This is a genomic window from Erwinia sp. 1181_3, assembly GCF_052824965.1.
Genome location: NZ_VTDE01000006.1, coordinates 130,255 through 148,373 on the forward strand (window position 1 = coordinate 130,255; position 18,119 = coordinate 148,373).

Consider the following 18,119-nt stretch of genomic DNA (forward strand, 5'->3'; position numbering starts at 1 on the left):
GCAACTCTCTGTAACGCCCAAAACTCTTTACGTCCCTCCTCTGAAAGCTGCCGTTTGCCGCTGGCTGACCGCACATCCCGGGTTTATGTTGCCAGCCTCAATACACAAGGAGGTTTACCATGAACTACCAAGAGGGCTTTACCCTGATCGAACTGATGATTGTCATCGCGATTATTGCCATTCTCAGCGCCATCGGCCTGCCCGCTTACCAGGGCTATCTGCAAAAAGCCGCACTCACCGATATGCTGCAAACGGCTATGCCGTATAAAACTGCCGTAGAGCTGTGCGCCATTGAACGCGGTGGCAGTGGAAACTGTAGCGCGGGGAGTAACGGGGTTCCGGCTGAACGGACCTCACGCTATGTTTCGGCACTGACCACCAATGCAGGAGTCATCACGCTTACCGGCCAGGAGAGCCTCAAAGGGCTGAGTGTGAAACTGAGCCCCCAGTGGAATAGCAATGATGGCCAGTTAAGCTGGCAGCGCAGTTGTAGCAGCACCAATAGCGGACTGAAGGACGCCTGTCAGGATGTATTCCGTTTTGATGAGGATGAGACGCCATGACAGTAGAGACACAGCGGGCGCTGGAGGCTATCTGCCACCGTTACCAAGCCGTAATTATTGAATGCAATCCGCAACGGCTTCACATTGCGCTGGCAGACTCACCCAGTCATGAAATGATGACTGAATTACGCTTCGCTACGCATAGCGCAATTAATGTCGAATGCTGGCCACAGGCAAGGCTGGAGCAGTTTTCCCGACAGACAATGACAACAGCCGCGCAAGAACCTGCCCCGGAAGAGCATAGCGGTACAGCGGTAGAAAAAGTGGATTATCTGCTGGCCCAGGCACTGCAAAAACGTGCCTCTGACCTACATATCGAACCACAGGAAAATGGGTTACGTCTGCGCTTGCGCGTCGATGGCGTCATGCAACTGCTGCCGGCAACAGGCTGTGAAAATAGCGCAGCACTCATCGCACGACTTAAAATTCTTGCGGGCCTCGATATTGCGGAACGCCGCGTCCCACAGGACGGGCAGTTTTCACTGGCGCTGAACAATACGACGGAATCATTTCGCCTGTCGACGCTGCCCACCCGCTTTGGTGAAAAGGCGGTGGTGCGCCTGTTGCAAAGCGATACGCGGGCAATTGCACTGGAGAATATCGGTATGCCTGGCCCGCTTCTCAAGCGCTACCGTGATGCATTATCCCGCCCTCAGGGAATGATTCTGGTCACCGGCCCCACTGGAAGTGGAAAAACGTTCACGCTTTACAGTGGCCTCAGTTGGCTAAATGTCGCCACACGTAATCTTTGCAGCGTGGAAGATCCGGTGGAGATCCCCCTGGCAGGCGTGAACCAAACCCAGATTCATGCCCGATCCGGGCTCGATTTTCATCGCGTATTACGCGCCCTGCTGCGCCAGGATCCCGATGTCATTATGATCGGTGAGATCCGCGATGGAGAAACCGCTGAGATCGCCGTTAAAGCCGCTCAAACTGGACATCTGGTGCTATCGACTCTGCATACTAACTCCACCACTGAAACGCTGGTACGTTTGGGGCAAATGGGGGTGCCAGGCTATCTGCTGGCCTCTGCGCTCAAACTGGTGATTGCTCAACGTCTGGTTCGCAGGCTGTGCAAACACTGCCGCCAGCCCGCAGAAGCAACGGCCCATTTTCCGCCTCATATCTGGCCGGGTACCGTGCAGAACTGGCGTGCGGTGGGTTGTGAACACTGTTTTTCTGGTTTCTATGGGCGTCTGCCACTGTTTGAGCTACTACCCATCACTGCGCGGCTGCAAAATGCGCTGGCAAAATCGGCACGCCCGGAAGAGCTGGCAGATATTGCACGTCAACAAGGACTGAACTCACTGTTTGTTGAGGGGCTTCACTGCGTGAATCGTGGCGATACCACTCTGGAAGAGTTAACCCGTGTAGCGGGTGGTAGTGATGAATAAACGAACACTTTTCCGCTGGCAGTCGATTGACGACGACGGGCAGTTACATCAGGGAAGCAGTTTTGCCACCAGCGCCGGGCAGATTATTGAGGATCTTGCGGCTGTTCATCAGCTCCCGTTAAAGATCGCCCGTGGCCGCAGCTATGCTCCGCGTCACTGGCAGTGGCAACAGAAGAACGCATTTGTCCGCCAGTTGGCAACGTTACTGAAAGCGGGAATTCCCCTGACGGGCAGTTTACAGCTGCTGGGCGAAGATCACCCTGAACCCGGCTGGCAGGCGCTGTTGTTGCGGCTTCAGCAGAGCATTTCCGCCGGAGAACCTTTCTCGCAGGCGCTGGCTGCATGGCCGGATGTTTTCCCACCGCTGTTTCCGGCACTGGTGCACATTGGCGAACTGACAGGGGAGCTGGATGAGTGCTGCCAGCAACTGGCAAGCCAGCAAGAACGGCAGCAACAGCTACAGCTGAAAGTGAAAAAAGCACTACGCTATCCACTCTTTATTCTGGCGGTCGCCCTGCTGGTCAGCATCGGTATGCTGGTATTTGTGTTACCGGAGTTCGTCGAAATTTACCACACCTTCAACGCGCCACTCCCCGCCTTTACCTCCGCGGTCATTGCATTTTCTAAGCTACTACAGCAACAGGCACTGATATTTATGGTGTTTATTGTGAGTATCGGTGTTTTTTGGAACGTTCAGCGCAGGACATCCCAAGCCTGGCAGCGGCGAGAACAGCGTCTGTTACTCAGATTGCCGCTGATTGCCACGCTGTATCAGGGCAGTCTGTTGACCCAGATATTTACCACGCTCTCCATGACTCAGCGTGCCGGGCTGACTCTGCTGCAAAGCCTTCAGGCGGTTGAGAAAACGCTTTCGCCCCTACTCTGGCGTGAGGCCATCATGCAGTTACAGCAACATATCGCTGCCGGTAATCCGCTGCATCAGGCGCTGAAGTCGCATACGTTGTTCACCCCACTGTGTTATCAGTTGGTCAAGGTGGGCGAAGAGTCAGGGTCACTGGATACGTTACTGGAAAGACTGGCAAGCTGGCATGAACAACAGACCCATCAGTTGGCAGACCAGTTGGCCGCCGCACTAGAGCCATTAATGATGGTGGTCATTGGGGGAATTGTGGGCACGCTGGTGGTGGCGATGTATCTGCCCGTGTTCCGGTTAGGGGATGCGCTCGGCTAAAAACCATGTCCCCGCCCGGTTGGGCGGGAGCACTTGTGGCGTTAAAGGCTATTCTTATCGGTTAAAAATGCGGTTTTCCTGCTCATTAACACGAATAAACGTCGTGCGCTTGGTCAGTTCTTTCAAGCGCTCAGCGCCCACATAAGTACAAGCTGAACGCAGGCCGCCGAGAATATCGCGTGCGGTAAACTCAACAGGCCCACGAAGCGGCAATTTAACGGTTTTTCCTTCAGCTGCACGGTATTGCGCAACACCGCCTACATGACGCTTCATGGCCGACTCTGAACTCATGCCGTAGAACAGCATAAACTGTTCGCCGTTCTCTTCGACCAGCGTCCCTTCACATTCATCATGGGCCGCCAGCATACCGCCAAGCATGACAAAATCGGCTCCGCCACCGAAAGCTTTTGCAACATCGCCAGGCACCGAACAACCACCATCACTCACGATTTGGCCGCCCAATCCATGCGCCGCATCGGCACACTCAATAACGGCAGACAGCTGCGGGTAGCCAACCCCCGTTTTCACTCGGGTAGTACAAACAGAACCCGGGCCGATACCGACTTTCACAATATCTGCCCCGGAAAGGATCAGTTCCTCGACCATTTCGCCCGTCACGACGTTGCCGGCGCAGATGGTTTTCCCCGGACAGGCTTCGCGTGCCCGCCGCAGGAAAGCCACAAAGTGCTCAGAGTAGCCATTAGCCACATCGATACAGATAAAATTGAGTGCCGGGGATAACGCCAGGATTTGTTGTAACTTCAGGAAATCTGCCTCAGACGTGCCGGTCGACACCATGACATGCTGAAGCACCGCAGGCGTGGAACGCTCAACAAATGCCCGCCACTGCTCAACGCTGTAATGCTTATGCACTGCGGTGAGGATATCGAATGAGGCCAGTGCTTGTGCCATGCTGAAAGTACCGACGGTATCCATATTCGCGGCAATGATCGGTACGCCTGACCAGGCAATACCTGAATGCTTGAAGGTAAACTGACGCTCCAGCTCAACCTGAGAACGGCTTTGCAGCGTTGAACGCTTTGGCCGGATAAGAACATCTTTGAAGCCTAACTTAATATCTTCTTCGATACGCATAACAGATTTCCTGGTTGATGGCGTTGGTGCAATAACGCACTCTGCGGGCAACACTTTTGGTCATAAGCAAATTGCCCGCTCCAGTGACGCTATCATACGCGCTAAAAACGCGCCGACAAGACTGCGAAATTTGATTTATTTAGGCTACAATTCGAGAAATTTACCTGTGAATTTGTCTTGTGATCTGTGCCTCAAATTTGCCTTCAACGCGCAAATTCCAGTACGACAAGGCAGAGAGAATCAAGACCTATGCGCTATACCGTAGCGCTGACCGGTGGTATCGGCAGCGGAAAAAGTACCATTGCGAATGCCTTTGCCTCACTGGGCGTTGATATTGTCGATGCGGATATTATCGCACGTCAGGTGGTGGAAAAGGGCCAGCCCGCGCTAGCCGCTATTCACGCCCGATTTGGCGACGATGTGCTGCACCCGGATGGCTCGTTAAACCGGCCGGCATTACGCCAGAAAATTTTCAGCTCTCCAGCGGAAAAACGCTGGATTGATAATTTGTTACATCCTCTTATCCATGCAGAAACCCGACAGCAGCTAGCATTAACCCAGTCACTATGGTGTCTGTGGGTGGTTCCTCTACTGGTGGAGAATAATTTGCAGCATCTGGCTGACCGGGTACTGGTGGTCGATGTAGACCGTGAAACGCAACTGGCCCGGACCATGAGCCGTGATAACATTAGCCGTGAACAGGCTGAGAATATTCTTGCTGCACAGGCAACACGCGAAGCGCGTCTGGCAGTAGCGGATGATATTATTGATAACTGCGGGTCGCTTGAGACGGTGACAGCGCACGTTGCCGAACTCAACCAGCGTTATCTGGCGCTGGCTGCGACACGCTATCGGGATTAACAGTATGAGTACAATGGTTCTATTTGAGCACCCTCTGAATGAGAAAATGCGCACCTGGCTGCGTATCGAATTTTTACTAAAACAGCTGACTGCCAGCCAGAAAATCACCGACCATTTGGGTGCCCTGACCTTTTTCCGTAATGCTGCCGAACTCCTGGACGTCTTTGAGCGCGGCGAGCTTCGTACAGATATCCTGAAAGAACTTGAACGTCAGCAGCAGAAACTGCTGGGCTGGGCGGAAGTGCCTGGCGTAGATATGGCGCGTATTAACACACTGCGCAGCGATCTTAAAAGTTTCGGTGCTACGTTGATGTCCGCCCCCCGCATGGGCCAGATTTTACGCGAAGAACGGCTGATAGCCCTGGTGCGTCAGCGCCTGAGCATTCCAGGAGGCTGCTGTAGCTTTGATCTGCCTACGCTACATATCTGGCTTCATATTGAACAGCACCTGCGTGACCAGCAGGTGACCACCTGGATGGCATCGCTCGTACCGATACAACAGGCGCTGACAATGATCCTCGATCTGATTCGCCAGTCAGGGATATTCCGTAATCACACCAGCCTGAATGGTTTCTTCCAGGATAATGCGGAAGGAGCTGACCTGTTGCGTATGCAACTCCGGTTGGATGATGCGTTATATCCTCAGATTTCTGGCCATAAAAGCCGTTATGCCATCCGTTTTCTGCCACTGGACAGCGAACGTGGTGAAGTTCCTGCCCGCTTCGATTTCGAGCTGGCCTGTTGTTAAGGTAAGTGTAATGAATGATGTAACCGTAGTGAACTGCCCGACCTGTAGTAAGCAGGTTATCTGGGATGAACTCAGTACCTGGAGGCCATTTTGCAGCAAGCGCTGTCAGTTAATTGACCTGGGTGAATGGGCCGCTGAAGAGAAACGTATTCCCAGCAGCGGTGACCAGACTGACAGCGATGACTGGAGTGAGCAGCCATTTGATCGCGATTAATGATTAAGCGCTGGCTTTCAGTCGCGCAACAATCTCAACGTTTGCGGGGGGGAATGCCTCCGCATCCAGTTCGCTCTGCCTGACCCAGCGCTGTGGCTGCCCTTCACGCCCCCACGGCTCGCCATTCCAGCGATCGACAATGAAAAAGTGCAGCGTAACGCGCAAATCGTCATAGGTGTGATCGACAGTATCGTACGCCGTGGCATTCACCACCTCGATGCCGGTTTCCTCCAGCAACTCACGTTTCAGCGCCTGTTCGGGGCTTTCACCCTCTTCCATTTTCCCCCCAGGAAACTCCCAGCGGTTGGCCATATAGGAGTCTGCGGAGCGTTGCGCTAAAAAAATTTCTCCATCTTTACGAATAATGCCAACGGCCACTTGCAGGTGCTTCATGTTTTCCTCACTTCACTGGCTGACTTATTTTTCCCGCCACTATTCCAGCGTTGCCCCCCAATGACAAGTTGTTATGCGGGTAAGATCGGAAAGATCGAGCCTCGCCGCATGGCTGAAATGTAACATGGTGCAAATGCATTCAGCCCTGCCTTCACCCGGTATCCGGCGCTATAGTGCGCAGCATCATGGATGAGAGAGGGAGAAAATAATGCTGCAATTTGCGACGGAATCAGTATGGATTTACTGGGCATTGCTGGTGATGTCTGGACTGTGTGCAGGCAGTCTGCTGAATGTGGTGGTTTTCAGGCTTCCGCTGATGATACAGCGAAACGACCCTCACCGGTTCAACCTGGGATTTCCACGCTCTTATTGCCCACACTGTCAGATAACACTGACGATGGGCGATAACATTCCTCTGTTTAGCTGGCTGTGGCTGCGCGGGCGCTGTAGAGGATGCCAGGAAACCATTTCCTGGCGTTACCCCGCCATCGAAAGTCTGTCACTGCTGATCACATTACTGGTCGCCTGCCTCCTGCCTGCAGGACTGCTGCTGTTGGCCGCTCTGCTGCTGAGTTGGCTATTACTGGCGCTGGCGATCATCGACAGTATGCATTTTTTATTACCGGACAGCCTGACGCTTGCTTTGTTATGGGTAGGTCTGCTGTGCCATCTTGCCGGAGTGATGCCATCAGTGTCTCTGGAACAGGGGATTGCCGGCGCCGTGCTAGGTTATGGGTTATTTTGGCTACTCGCGTGGTGTTATCAGATCGTGCGTGGTGAAGAAGGTCTGGGAAGGGGGGATGCGAAATTACTGGCTGCCGGAGGGGCATGGTTGGGCTGGCAAACCCTTCCGCCATTACTACTACTGGCTTCATCTCTGGGTATCACTGTTTTCATGCTGGCGCGTCTGGTGGTTAAGCGCTCACTGTCGGCACGACTGCCCTTTGGCCCGGCGCTGGCAGCGGCGATCTGGATACTGTTCCTTTGGCAAAACACATAAAAAAAGGGCCGGAAAATTTCCGGCCCCTGGTGTTATCGTTCGCGGCTGACTACGCCAGGCGACCGTGACACTGCTTGTATTTTTTACCTGAGCCGCACGGGCACAGGTCATTGCGCCCCACTTTGCGTTCGCCGGTCTGTTCAGACAGAGACTGTGCCGCTTCGGTATCGGCATCCACATGGCTTAACTGCTGTTGCTGTGCCAGGCGCTCAGATTCCAGACGACGCTGTTCTTCCATCTGTTCAACTTCTTCCGGCATACGCACCTGAACCTTGCTCAGGGTGCTGATCACTTCATACTTCAGTGATTCCAGCATTGCCGCAAACATAGCGAAGGACTCACGCTTGTATTCCTGCTTAGGATCTTTCTGCGCATAACCACGCAGATGGATGCCCTGACGCAGGTAGTCCATTGCCGCCAGGTGTTCTTTCCACAGGGAATCCAGCGTTTGCAGCATCACGCCTTTCTCGAAGTTGCGCATCATTTCAACGCCAACCACTTCTTCTTTACGCTGATACTGTTCTTTCGCCTGCTCCATGATGCGGTCACGCAACGTCTCTTCATGCAACTCTGGCTCTTTATCCAGCCATTCCTGAATCGGCAGATTGAGGTCGAAATCGTTGCTCAGGCGCTCCTGCAAACCAGCAACATCCCACATCTCTTCCAGAGACTGCGGCGGTATGTAGCTATCAATGGTGCTTTTAAACACATCCTCACGAATGCTGGCAATGGTTTCTGACACGTCAGACACATCAAGCAGTTCATTACGCTGTGTATAGATAGCACGGCGCTGATCGCTGGCAACGTCATCGTATTCCAGCAGCTGCTTACGGATATCGAAGTTACGGCTTTCTACTTTACGCTGAGCGTTGGCAATGGCTTTGGTCACCCATGGGTGCTCAATCGCTTCGCCAGGCTTCATACCCAGTTTACGCATCATATTGGTGACGCGGTCTGAGGCGAAGATACGCATCAGGGCATCTTCCATTGACAGGTAGAAGCGGGAAGAACCCTGGTCACCCTGACGGCCTGAACGGCCGCGCAGCTGGTTATCAATACGGCGTGATTCATGACGCTCAGTACCGATGATATGCAGACCGCCGGAGGCCAGCACAGCATCATGGCGAATTTTCCACGCGCTTTTGATTGCCTCAATTTGTTCAGCCGTTGGTTCTTCGATGGCAGCAATCTCTGACTGCCAGCTACCGCCCAGCACGATGTCAGTACCACGACCCGCCATGTTGGTTGCAATGGTAACCGCTGCTGGCTGGCCAGCCTGAGAGACGATATCCGCTTCGCGTGCGTGGAACTTGGCGTTCAGCACTTCGTGCTTGATGCCCGCTTTGGTCAGCTCATTAGACACCACTTCCGATTTCTCAATCGAAATGGTCCCGACCAGCACTGGCTGGCCGTTAGCGGTGCGCTCGCGGATGTCTTCGATGATCGCGCCGATCTTCTCCATTTCAGTCATATAGACCAGATCCGGCAGATCCTTACGAACCATTGGGCGGTTGGTTGGCACCACAATGGTATCCAGCTTGTAGATAGAGCTGAACTCAAACGCTTCAGTGTCGGCAGTACCGGTCATTCCGGCCAGTTTGTTATACAGACGGAAATAGTTCTGGAAGGTAATTGAAGCCAGCGTCTGGTTTTCGTTCTGGATTTCCACGCCTTCTTTAGCTTCAACGGCCTGATGCAAACCATCAGACCAGCGACGGCCCTGCATGGTACGGCCGGTGTGTTCATCGACGATGATCACTTCGCCATCTTTAACGATGTAGTCAACGTCACGGGTAAACAGCACGTGGGCGCGCAGTGCAGCGGTCACGTGGTGCATCATCATGATGTTACCTGGCGAGTAGAGAGACTCTCCCTCAGCCATAATCCCTTCACTGACCATCAATTCTTCAACGGCCACCAGGCCGCGTTCGGTCAGGTGAACCTGACGCGATTTTTCATCAACAGAGAAATGGCCTTCCCCCTGGAAGCTGTCAGAATCTTCTTTTTCCTGACGGATCAGGTTAGGAATGATTTTATTGACCTTGATATACAGCTCAGAGCTGTCTTCAGCAGGGCCGGAGATAATCAACGGTGTACGTGCTTCATCAATCAGGATGGAGTCAACTTCATCCACCAGCGCATAGTTCAGCTTACGCTGTACACGGTCTTCCGGGCTGAATGCCATGTTGTCGCGCAGGTAGTCAAAACCGTATTCGTTGTTAGTGCCGTAGGTAATATCAGCAGCATAAGCGGCACGTTTTGCTGGAGCGGGCATACCTGGCAAGTTGATGCCGATGCTCAGACCGAGGAACTCAAACAGAGGACGGTTGTTTTCCGCATCACGCTGGGCAAGGTAGTCGTTGACGGTCACCACGTGAACACCCTTACCGCTCAACGCGTTAAGGTAGGCTGGCAGCGTTGCGGTCAGGGTTTTACCTTCACCGGTACGCATTTCCGCGATGCAGCGATCGTTCAGCACCATACCGCCAAGCAGCTGTACGTCGAAGTGACGCATGGCAAACACACGCTTACTGGCTTCACGTACGGTTGCAAAGGCTTCAGGGATCAGGCTATCCAGCTCTTCGCCTTTTTCCAGACGCGCACGGAACTCGACGGTTTTCGCTTTCAGCTCGTCGTCAGACAGCTTCTCGAAATCCGGTTCCATCTTGTTGATCTGTTCTACAGATTTACGCATACGGCGCAGTGTACGGTCGTTGCTGCTACCAAAAACTTTGGTTAATAATTTGATTAACATAATAAATAATTTCTCTCAGCCATCATTGTTCATGATGGGCACTTAACGTTTGATTTTAAACAGACTGTTTTTTATGAATTAAGAGATGAGAACGGGTCCGGCACGAATGCCCTGAACCTGAGCCAGCCAGAGGCCGGTTTGATGACGGGGTGCAGCTTCGACCTGACGTTGGGCTGTATAGCGAATAATGACCGGCGGTTTGGCTTCGTGAGTCAGCAGCGCGTTGAGCGTATCCAGCAGCGCCAGTTTATGCGCTTCGTGGGGCTGTTCGGCAACCGCTGCGGGTGACACCGATGGTGTCAGCGTAAACGACAGATGGCGGATGACCGTGCGGATAGCATGCTGATGCCAGTAGTCTACGCTGAATGATGGGCGTCGAGCACTTTCGAGCAATGCCAGGCTGTCAAAGCGTGCGGCGGTGCCAATATTCAGGCTTCGTGACGAGGTTTCTGCTAAGGTAGTACGCTCGTGCGCTGACGCTTGAGGCAGCCCAAGACTCGCCGCGACCATCCCCAAAAGGAGATGCGGCCAGAAATAGCGTCTGCCAAATTGTCGCCAACGATTAAGAATACCGATCACTGTGTTCCGCCGGAGCTTGCTATGCGAGATAGTCGCCCACAATCAATTGAAAGTTTTTTCGATATGGCCCAGGACCAGAGCGTGCTGCAAAACGTGCAGCAACGTGCCATTGCCCTGAACAAATTGAATCGCGCAGTGCAGGGTGTCATCCCCGCTCAACTGCATCCCTGGTGCCGTGTGGCAAACTTCCGTCAGGGGATTCTGGTCATCGAAACGGCTAATGCCAGCTGGTTGATGCGCTTACGCTATGAACAATCCAGTCTGCTGTCAGCTTTACGTGCGCAAATATTACCATCATTGACGTCAATCGACATCAGGATAAATCCTTCGCTGGCGGCAAAAGGTCAGGAATCTGTACAAGAAAGAAGCAATCAGGCAAAGGACGCAGAAAAACCGCCGTTACGACAGATTAGTGAGCACAGTGCAGAAATGTTGCGAAGTGTCGCGAGCCAGAGCCCGGAAAAACTGAAGAGAATATTAGAACGACTGGCCTCGCTGGCCGGAGAGGGTACCAGCTCAACCAGTCGTAATAAGTAAGTTCAGGCTTACGCCAGAACCAGATTTGGTGCCTTGAATTTCACCGGGAGTGCAGCTTCGTCTTCAAACGTTGCCCATTCCCAGGCTTCCTGTTTCGCCAGAACAGCCTGTAACAGCTTGTTGTTTAGCGCATGGCCAGACTTGAATGCGGTAAACGCACCAATAATGTTATGGCCACACATGTACAGGTCACCGATCGCATCCAGCATTTTGTGACGGACGAATTCGTCTTCAAAGCGCAGACCATCTTCGTTCAATACGCGGTAATCATCCACCACGATTGCACAGTCAAAACTGCCGCCAAGGCACAGGCCACGGGACTGTAATGCTTCGATGTCGCGCATAAAGCCAAACGTACGAGCACGGCTGATCTGACGCGCAAAGGCTTCTGCAGAGAAGTCCATGCGGTAGCGCTGTGAACTGGAGTCAATTGCCGGGTGGTTAAAATCAATGGTGAAATCCAGTGAGAAACCGTTGTGCGGCGAAAGCTCAGCCCACTTGTCGCCATCTTCAACCCGGACAGGCTGCTTGATGCGAACAAATTTCTTGGCGCTGTTCAGTTCTTCAATACCCGCGTCCATCAGCAGATAGATAAAGGGTGCGGCGCTGCCATCCATAATAGGAATTTCAGGCGCGTTCACTTCCACCACGATATTATCAATGCCAAGTCCCGCAAGGGCTGCATTCAGATGTTCGACCGTTGAAATACGTACGTCATGCTCATTAACCAGGCAAGTACAGAGCATGGTATCACGCACGGATTTGGCATCAGCCGGGAAATCAACCGGTGGATTCAAGTCAGTGCGACGATAGATGACCCCGGTATTAGCCGGCGCAGGGCGTAACGTCAGCGTGACTTTCTTGCCGGTGTGTAAACCGACGCCAGTCGTCTGAACAATACGTTTTAATGTCCGTTGTTTGATCATCGTATTATCTCGCAAAAATTAGTCATCCGACCGTCAGTTTACTTCACTGACGGGCAAACACTTTAACACAAAGAGCGAAGAATCCCAATTTCTCAGGTTATTCTTAGTCTGCCTGCTTACGCAGGAAGGCCGGAATATCCAGATAATCAGGCTCTTTGTTCGTCTGTGCACCCGGATCATTAACCACTTTCGCAGCAGGTTTTTGTTCCTGCGGCAGCGGGGCCATTCCGTGCTGCTGATAACGGTTGTCCATCAGCGGCTGAGTCGGCTGTTTGCTGGTCACCAGGGTAATTTCTGGACGTTTGTCCATGCCGATACCGGTTGCCACCACGGTGACGCGCAGTTCGTCATTCATTTCTGGATCGAGCGATGTACCGATAACAACGGTGGCATTATCAGAAGCGAAAGCACGGATAGTGTTACCCACGGTTTCGAACTCATCCAGACGCAGGTCAAAGCCTGCAGTGATGTTAACCAGCACACCACGTGCGCCTGACAGGTCGATATCTTCCAGCAGTGGGCTTGAGATCGCCATTTCAGCGGCTTCTTCAGCACGGTCTTCGCCACACGCCACGCCTGAACCCATCATCGCGTAGCCCATTTCGGACATCACGGTGCGCACGTCAGCAAAGTCGACGTTCATCAGGCCCGGACGGGTAATCAGTTCTGCGATACCCTGCACTGCACCTTTCAGCACGTCGTTAGCCGCACCGAATGCGTCCAGCAGAGAGATACCACGACCCAGTACTTTCAGCAGCTTGTCGTTTGGAATGGTGATCAGTGAGTCGACGTGCTTCGACAGCTCGGCAATCCCCTGCTCGGCAAACGCCATGCGCTTCTTCCCTTCAAAATTGAAGGGTTTAGTCACTACAGCAACGGTCAGAATGCCGAGTTCTTTAGCCACTTCCGCCACAACCGGCGCAGCACCTGTACCGGTACCACCACCCATACCTGCGGCGATGAACACCATGTCTGCACCTTCCAGTGCCTGACGCAGTGCTTCACGATCTTCTTCTGCAGAGTTACGGCCCACTTCCGGGTTTGCACCCGCACCCAGGCCTTTAGTAATGCCATTACCAATCTGAATGGTCTGGCCTACTGCCGTTTTGCGCAGTGCCTGTGCATCGGTATTTACCGCGAAGAACTCAACGCCTTCAATACGCTCACGCACCATATGCTCAACAGCGTTACCGCCGCCGCCGCCGACGCCGATGACTTTAATCACCGCGTCGTTGGTTAATTCCATAGGTTCAAACATAATTTCTCTCCGTTATGTGCCTGTTCGCCTGGAGATCACCAATAAGTCTATACCTGCAACGTAAAAATTGCTTAGGTACAGCATGATCCCCTTTGGTAAAAATTAAAACTCTTTTCTCAGCCAGCTGTTGATTTTCTTGAACCAATTACCCACTGAGGCTCTTTTTTCTACTTCTGCCTCACCGTTAAGGTGAGATTCTTTTCCGTAGTGCAGTAAGCCAACCGCTGTTGAGTAGTACGGCTCCTGCGCGTAATCCGTTAATCCCGTGATATTCAACGGCTGTCCGATGCGCACCTGCGTGTGGAATACACGCTGGGCGCAAGCCGCCAATCCTTCAATCTGTGCTGCGCCACCCGTCAGTACGATACCGGCCGCGAGGTGATGTTTAACGCCCTGCTGGCGTAACTGCTCCTGCAATTGCAGGATTTCGTCGTTCACCAGATTCAGCAGCTCGGTGTAACGCGGTTCAATAACCTCTGCCAGCGTCTGACGTTGCAGGCTGCGTGGAGGACGGCCACCCACACTGGGGACTTCCACATTTTCGTCTTTGCCGACAATGGAACCCAGTGCACAGCCGTGGCGAACTTTAATCGCTTCAGCATCTGTCGGCGGCGTGCCGAAGGCGTAGGCGATATCGCTGGTGACCACGTTACCCGCGTACGGGATCACTTTGGTATGGCGCAGCGCGCCACCGGTATACACAGCGATATCCATTGTGCCGCCACCCACGTCAACCACGCAGACGCCCAGCTCGCGTTCATCTTCAGTCAATACGGCAAAGCTGGAGGCCAGCCCGGCGAAAATTAACTGATCCACTTTCAGGCCACAGCGTTCTACCGCTTTGACGATGTTCTTCGCCATATCATTGTGACAGGTGATCAGATGCACTTTCGCCTGCATGCGCACCCCGGATAATCCGACCGGGTTTTTGATCCCTTCCTGATAGTCGATCGCATATTCTTGCGGAATAACATGGAGGATGCGGTGTTCATCACGAACACGGACGGATTTTGCGGTGTGTACCACATTCTCCACATCTTCCTGTGTCACTTCCTCTTCGGAAATAGGAACCATCCCTATTTCGTTCTGACAACTGATATGTTTGCCCGATAATGCAAGGTAAACAGACGAAATCTGGCAATCAGCCATCAGTTCGGCTTGGTCGATAGCACGCTGAACGCATTTGACTACCGATTCCAGGTCATTGACCCCGCCTTTATCCATCCCACGAGACGGGCAGCTGCCCACCCCGATAATATTCACCATGCCATCAGGCAGAACTTCCCCTACCAGGGCGGCCACCTTCGCGGTGCCTATCTCGAGTCCAACTACCAGTTTTCTGTCCGTCGACTTGATCATTGTTGTTTAGCCTGTGCCTGTGCCTGAGTTTGTTGCTGTTGCTGATTACTGTCAGCGGCCGCGATAGGTGCTGGTGCCCATCCTACTGCTGCGCCAGAGTCGTAACGCAGATCAACGTAGGTAATAAGCTTGTTATCCAACTGGGCCTGCTGTTGCAGGGTGGGGTATAACTCGATAAAGCGTTGCAGCCGCTTCATGTCTTCGTTTCGCCCCAGCTCAAGCCGGATATCATTCTCTAGCACCAACTGCCATGAACGCCGTGCGGTCATGGATGCCGCTTTCAATTTCAATTTACTGGCCGCCAGAACATCACTCATCTGGTGGAAGCCGGTTAACACTTCGGACTCGCTGCCTTCGGGGCCATACAACATTGGCATCACTTCTTTGCCGAGATGACTGGCCGGAACGCTAAACGATTTACCTTCTGCATCAACCATATGCACATCATTCCAGCGTGCAACCGGGACATACTCAACCAGATGAATTTTTAATTCGTCCGGCCACTGCTTACGTACGCTCACCTGCTGAATCCACGGCAAGCGTTCAATCTGTTGCTGAATAACATCCACATCCTGCGACATAAATGTGCCGGGTTCACCCAGCGACAAAATCGCCTGGCGGATGTCATCGTTCGTGGTGTAATGCGTCTGACCGGTGACCACCAGCTTCGACAACGGAAGCCTGGAGGCATCGTTCATCCACTTCAACACCACAAAACCGCCAGCCAGCATCACACCCATGACCATCAGCAGGAAAACGATCCCAGCAAGGCGCGAACCGTTGCTGCGCCCGGTACCGGGGCGTGCTTTTTCTTGCGCTTCACGGTTGCGGACATTCAGAGCAGCCTGAGACATATCAGTCGGCCAGTTCCAGAATGCGCGTCACCAGCTGTGAAAAGCTCATGCCAGCCTGTTTGGCCGCCATCGGAACCAGACTGTGGCTGGTCATTCCCGGGGAAGTATTGACTTCGAGCAGATAGAAACGCCCGTCGCCACCCATCATCACATCAACACGGCCCCAGCCGCTGCAACCCAGTGCACGCCATGCCGCGATCACCAGTTCACTTAATTCCGCTTCCTGCTCCGCACTCAGCCCAGATGGGCAGAAGTACTGAGTATCGTCAGAAATGTATTTTGCTTCATAGTCATAGAACTCACTGGCGGTCTGAATACGGATAGAAGGTAAGATTTCTTCACCAATCACGCCCACCGTATACTCCGGCCCGCTAAGAAATGCTTCAACCAGCACTTCATCGTCATGACGGAAAGCTTCATCCAGTGCCGCAGGGAATTGCCAGGCTTCATTCACCCGCGAAATACCTACGCTCGACCCTTCACGGCTCGGTTTAACGAACAGCGGCAGGCCAAGCGCATCGATGCTTGCCAGTTCCTCAGGCGTCAGGCCGTCATCCATCTGTTTACGCGTCAGGGCGACAAACGGCGAAACCGGTAAACCGCACCCCTGCCACAGATACTTACTGCGCAGTTTGTCCATGGTGATTGCGGACGCCATCACACCGCTGCCGGTGTAAGGAATGTTGAGAAATTCCAGCACGCCCTGCAATGTCCCATCTTCACCACCACGACCATGCAGGGCGATAAAGGCTTTATCAAAGCCCTGTTCTTTCAGTTGTAAAACAGGCACATCGCGGATATCTACCGGATGTGCATCAATACCCGCTTCCTGCAAACCTTTCAGTACCGCAGCGCCAGATAACAGCGATACGTCACGTTCTGCGGAGGTTCCACCCAGCAATACCGCTACTTTCTCAGCCATGATGTTCCTCATTAATCGTCTGCAGTTGTAACTTTTGCTCGGACAAGGTGCGGGCAATACGCCCAACGTTACCGGCACCCTGAACCAGAATCAGATCGTTGCCGGACAGTTTTGGCAACAGCATTTCCAATACCGCATCGTGATCAGAGACCAGGATAGGGTCAACCTTGCCACGACCACGAATAGTACGGCACAGGGAGCGACTGTCTGCCCCGGGAATCGGTGACTCACCAGCAGCATAGACATCCAGCATCAATAACACATCAACCTGCGACAAAACATTAGCAAAATCATCATATAAATCGCGGGTACGGGTATAACGGTGCGGCTGGAAGATCATCACCAGATTTTTATCCGGCCATCCTGCACGTGCTGCTTTAATCGTTACGTCCACTTCCGTTGGATGGTGGCCATAATCATCCACCAGCATCGCAGTACCGCTCTGCCCCTTCGCATCCGTCACCGGATACTCACCAAGGAAGTCAAAGCGACGTCCGGTGCCCTGGAAGCTCTCCAGCGCACTGAGGATATCTTCATCCTCAATGTTCTCTTCGGTCGCTACTGCCACTGCAGCCGCTGCATTCAGCGCATTGTGGCGGCCTGGCGCATTGAGCGTAACGTGCATCAGCGGCTTATCATGGCGCACCAGCGTAAAGTGCCCACGTGCACCGCGCTGTTCGTAGTTCTCAACGCGCACATCAGCGTCATCGCTGAAGCCGTAGGTGGTGATCTGGCGGCCAACGCGTGGGATCAAATCGCGGATCACCGCATCATCGACACACAGCACTGCACGCCCGTAAAACGGTAAGTTATGCAGAAAGTTTATAAACGTCTGCTTTAAGTTTTCGAAGTCGCCCTGGTAAGTATCCATATGATCGGCTTCGATATTCGTCACAATTGCCACCATCGGCTGCAAATGCAGGAACGATGCATCACTCTCATCGGCTTCTGCAATCAGGTAGCGGCTGCTGCCAAGGCGCGCATGCGTCCCTGCGGCTTTCACCAGCCCACCGTTAACAAACGTCGGGTCGAGGCCGCCTTCAGCGTAAATGCTCGACACCATCGCGGTGGTGGTCGTTTTGCCATGCGTACCCGCAATCGCAATGCCATGACGGAAGCGCATCAGTTCAGCCAGCATTTCCGCACGGCGGATCACCGGGATACGGGCTTCACGTGCGGCCACCACTTCCGGGTTGTCCTGCGATACCGCGGTAGACACCACCACGACGCTGGCATCACTGACGTTTTCCGGGCGATGGTTAAAGTAAATGGTCGCCCCCAGCGCGCTCAGATGCTGCGTCACCGCATTCGGTGCCAGGTCTGACCCACTGATTTCATATCCTTCGTTCGCTAACACTTCGGCAATACCACCCATGCCAGCACCACCGATGCCAACAAAGTGAATGTGCCGGACGCGACGCATCTCGGGCACGATCGAACGCAGTTTTGCCAGTTGCTGTGTATTCATC

The 18,119-nt window shown here is 53.4% G+C and carries 18 protein-coding genes; 8 read left to right on the forward strand and 10 right to left on the reverse strand.

Going from position 1 to position 18,119, the window contains the following annotated elements; genetic code table 11:
• Positions 1–119: 119 nt before the first annotated feature.
• The 3 genes from ppdD to hofC are packed head-to-tail and all read left to right on the forward strand — an operon-like array spanning position 120 to position 3,149.
• Positions 120–563, forward strand: coding sequence for a prepilin peptidase-dependent pilin (gene ppdD, locus FY046_RS16295; protein ID WP_159336888.1), 444 nt, complete (start codon positions 120–122; stop codon positions 561–563).
• On the forward strand, positions 560–1,957 hold the full coding sequence (gspE, locus tag FY046_RS16300; protein WP_159336887.1) for a type II secretion system protein GspE: 1,398 nt from the start codon (positions 560–562) through the stop codon (positions 1,955–1,957). Before ppdD ends, gspE begins: the two co-directional genes overlap by 4 nt.
• A complete protein-coding gene (gene hofC / locus FY046_RS16305) occupies positions 1,950–3,149 on the forward strand; it encodes a protein transport protein HofC (protein ID WP_167863368.1) in 1,200 nt (399 codons plus the stop codon). Before gspE ends, hofC begins: the two co-directional genes overlap by 8 nt.
• A 54-nt stretch (positions 3,150–3,203) precedes the next feature.
• Here hofC and FY046_RS16310 read toward each other — a convergent pair whose 3' ends face one another.
• Positions 3,204–4,244, reverse strand: a complete 1,041-nt coding sequence (locus tag FY046_RS16310; protein WP_133842287.1) for a GMP reductase — start codon at positions 4,242–4,244, stop codon at positions 3,204–3,206.
• A 249-nt stretch (positions 4,245–4,493) separates the two neighbouring features.
• Between FY046_RS16310 and coaE the strand changes: the two genes are divergently transcribed.
• From coaE to yacG, 3 genes are read left to right on the forward strand one after another with little or no spacing between them, the layout of a single operon-like run.
• On the forward strand, positions 4,494–5,105 hold the full coding sequence (gene coaE / locus FY046_RS16315) for a dephospho-CoA kinase (protein WP_133842288.1): 612 nt from the start codon (positions 4,494–4,496) through the stop codon (positions 5,103–5,105).
• Between the two features lie 4 nt (positions 5,106–5,109).
• Positions 5,110–5,853 carry a cell division protein ZapD gene (gene zapD, locus FY046_RS16320; protein ID WP_133842289.1) on the forward strand — a complete coding sequence of 248 codons (744 nt, stop codon included), beginning with the start codon at positions 5,110–5,112 and terminating at the stop codon, positions 5,851–5,853.
• 10 nt (positions 5,854–5,863) lie between these two features.
• Positions 5,864–6,067, forward strand: a complete 204-nt coding sequence (gene yacG, locus FY046_RS16325) for a DNA gyrase inhibitor YacG (RefSeq protein WP_133842290.1) — start codon at positions 5,864–5,866, stop codon at positions 6,065–6,067.
• Positions 6,068–6,070: 3 nt separating this feature from the next.
• On the opposite strand, the gene mutT is transcribed toward yacG, so the two are convergent.
• Positions 6,071–6,460 (reverse strand): 8-oxo-dGTP diphosphatase MutT, encoded by a 390-nt coding sequence (gene mutT, locus FY046_RS16330; RefSeq protein ID WP_133842291.1) that lies wholly within the window; start codon positions 6,458–6,460, stop codon positions 6,071–6,073.
• 208 nt (positions 6,461–6,668) lie between these two features.
• Here mutT and FY046_RS16335 point away from each other — a divergent pair, with 208 nt between their 5' ends.
• Positions 6,669–7,460 (forward strand): prepilin peptidase, encoded by a 792-nt coding sequence (locus FY046_RS16335; RefSeq protein ID WP_133842292.1) that lies wholly within the window; start codon positions 6,669–6,671, stop codon positions 7,458–7,460.
• 49 nt (positions 7,461–7,509) lie between these two features.
• Here FY046_RS16335 and secA read toward each other — a convergent pair whose 3' ends face one another.
• Both secA and secM read right to left on the reverse strand, forming a co-directional pair.
• Positions 7,510–10,215 carry a preprotein translocase subunit SecA gene (gene secA / locus FY046_RS16340; protein WP_167863366.1) on the reverse strand — a complete coding sequence of 902 codons (2,706 nt, stop codon included), beginning with the start codon at positions 10,213–10,215 and terminating at the stop codon, positions 7,510–7,512.
• 78 nt (positions 10,216–10,293) lie between these two features.
• A complete protein-coding gene (gene secM / locus FY046_RS16345) occupies positions 10,294–10,794 on the reverse strand; it encodes a secA translation cis-regulator SecM (RefSeq protein WP_159336885.1) in 501 nt (166 codons plus the stop codon).
• 21 nt (positions 10,795–10,815) lie between these two features.
• Between secM and FY046_RS16350 the strand changes: the two genes are divergently transcribed.
• Positions 10,816–11,331: a DUF721 domain-containing protein gene (locus FY046_RS16350; protein ID WP_133842295.1), complete on the forward strand. Its 516-nt coding sequence runs from the start codon at positions 10,816–10,818 to the stop codon at positions 11,329–11,331.
• Positions 11,332–11,339: 8 nt separating this feature from the next.
• Here the strand turns inward: FY046_RS16350 and lpxC are convergent, their stop codons facing one another.
• The 6 genes from lpxC to murC all read right to left on the reverse strand — a co-directional run bounded on the left by lpxC (position 11,340) and on the right by murC (position 18,118).
• A complete protein-coding gene (lpxC, locus tag FY046_RS16355; RefSeq protein WP_133842296.1) occupies positions 11,340–12,257 on the reverse strand; it encodes a UDP-3-O-acyl-N-acetylglucosamine deacetylase in 918 nt (305 codons plus the stop codon).
• 103 nt (positions 12,258–12,360) lie between these two features.
• Positions 12,361–13,515: a cell division protein FtsZ gene (gene ftsZ, locus FY046_RS16360; protein ID WP_133842297.1), complete on the reverse strand. Its 1,155-nt coding sequence runs from the start codon at positions 13,513–13,515 to the stop codon at positions 12,361–12,363.
• Between the two features lie 102 nt (positions 13,516–13,617).
• On the reverse strand, positions 13,618–14,874 hold the full coding sequence (gene ftsA / locus FY046_RS16365; RefSeq protein WP_048914885.1) for a cell division protein FtsA: 1,257 nt from the start codon (positions 14,872–14,874) through the stop codon (positions 13,618–13,620).
• Positions 14,871–15,728, reverse strand: a complete 858-nt coding sequence (gene ftsQ, locus FY046_RS16370) for a cell division protein FtsQ (RefSeq protein WP_133842298.1) — start codon at positions 15,726–15,728, stop codon at positions 14,871–14,873. The genes ftsA and ftsQ overlap by 4 nt, the downstream gene beginning before the upstream one ends.
• A 1-nt stretch (position 15,729) precedes the next feature.
• Positions 15,730–16,650, reverse strand: coding sequence for a D-alanine--D-alanine ligase (locus FY046_RS16375; RefSeq protein ID WP_133842299.1), 921 nt, complete (start codon positions 16,648–16,650; stop codon positions 15,730–15,732).
• Positions 16,643–18,118 (reverse strand): UDP-N-acetylmuramate--L-alanine ligase, encoded by a 1,476-nt coding sequence (gene murC, locus FY046_RS16380; RefSeq protein WP_133842300.1) that lies wholly within the window; start codon positions 18,116–18,118, stop codon positions 16,643–16,645. The genes FY046_RS16375 and murC overlap by 8 nt, the downstream gene beginning before the upstream one ends.
• Position 18,119 lies beyond the last annotated feature (1 nt).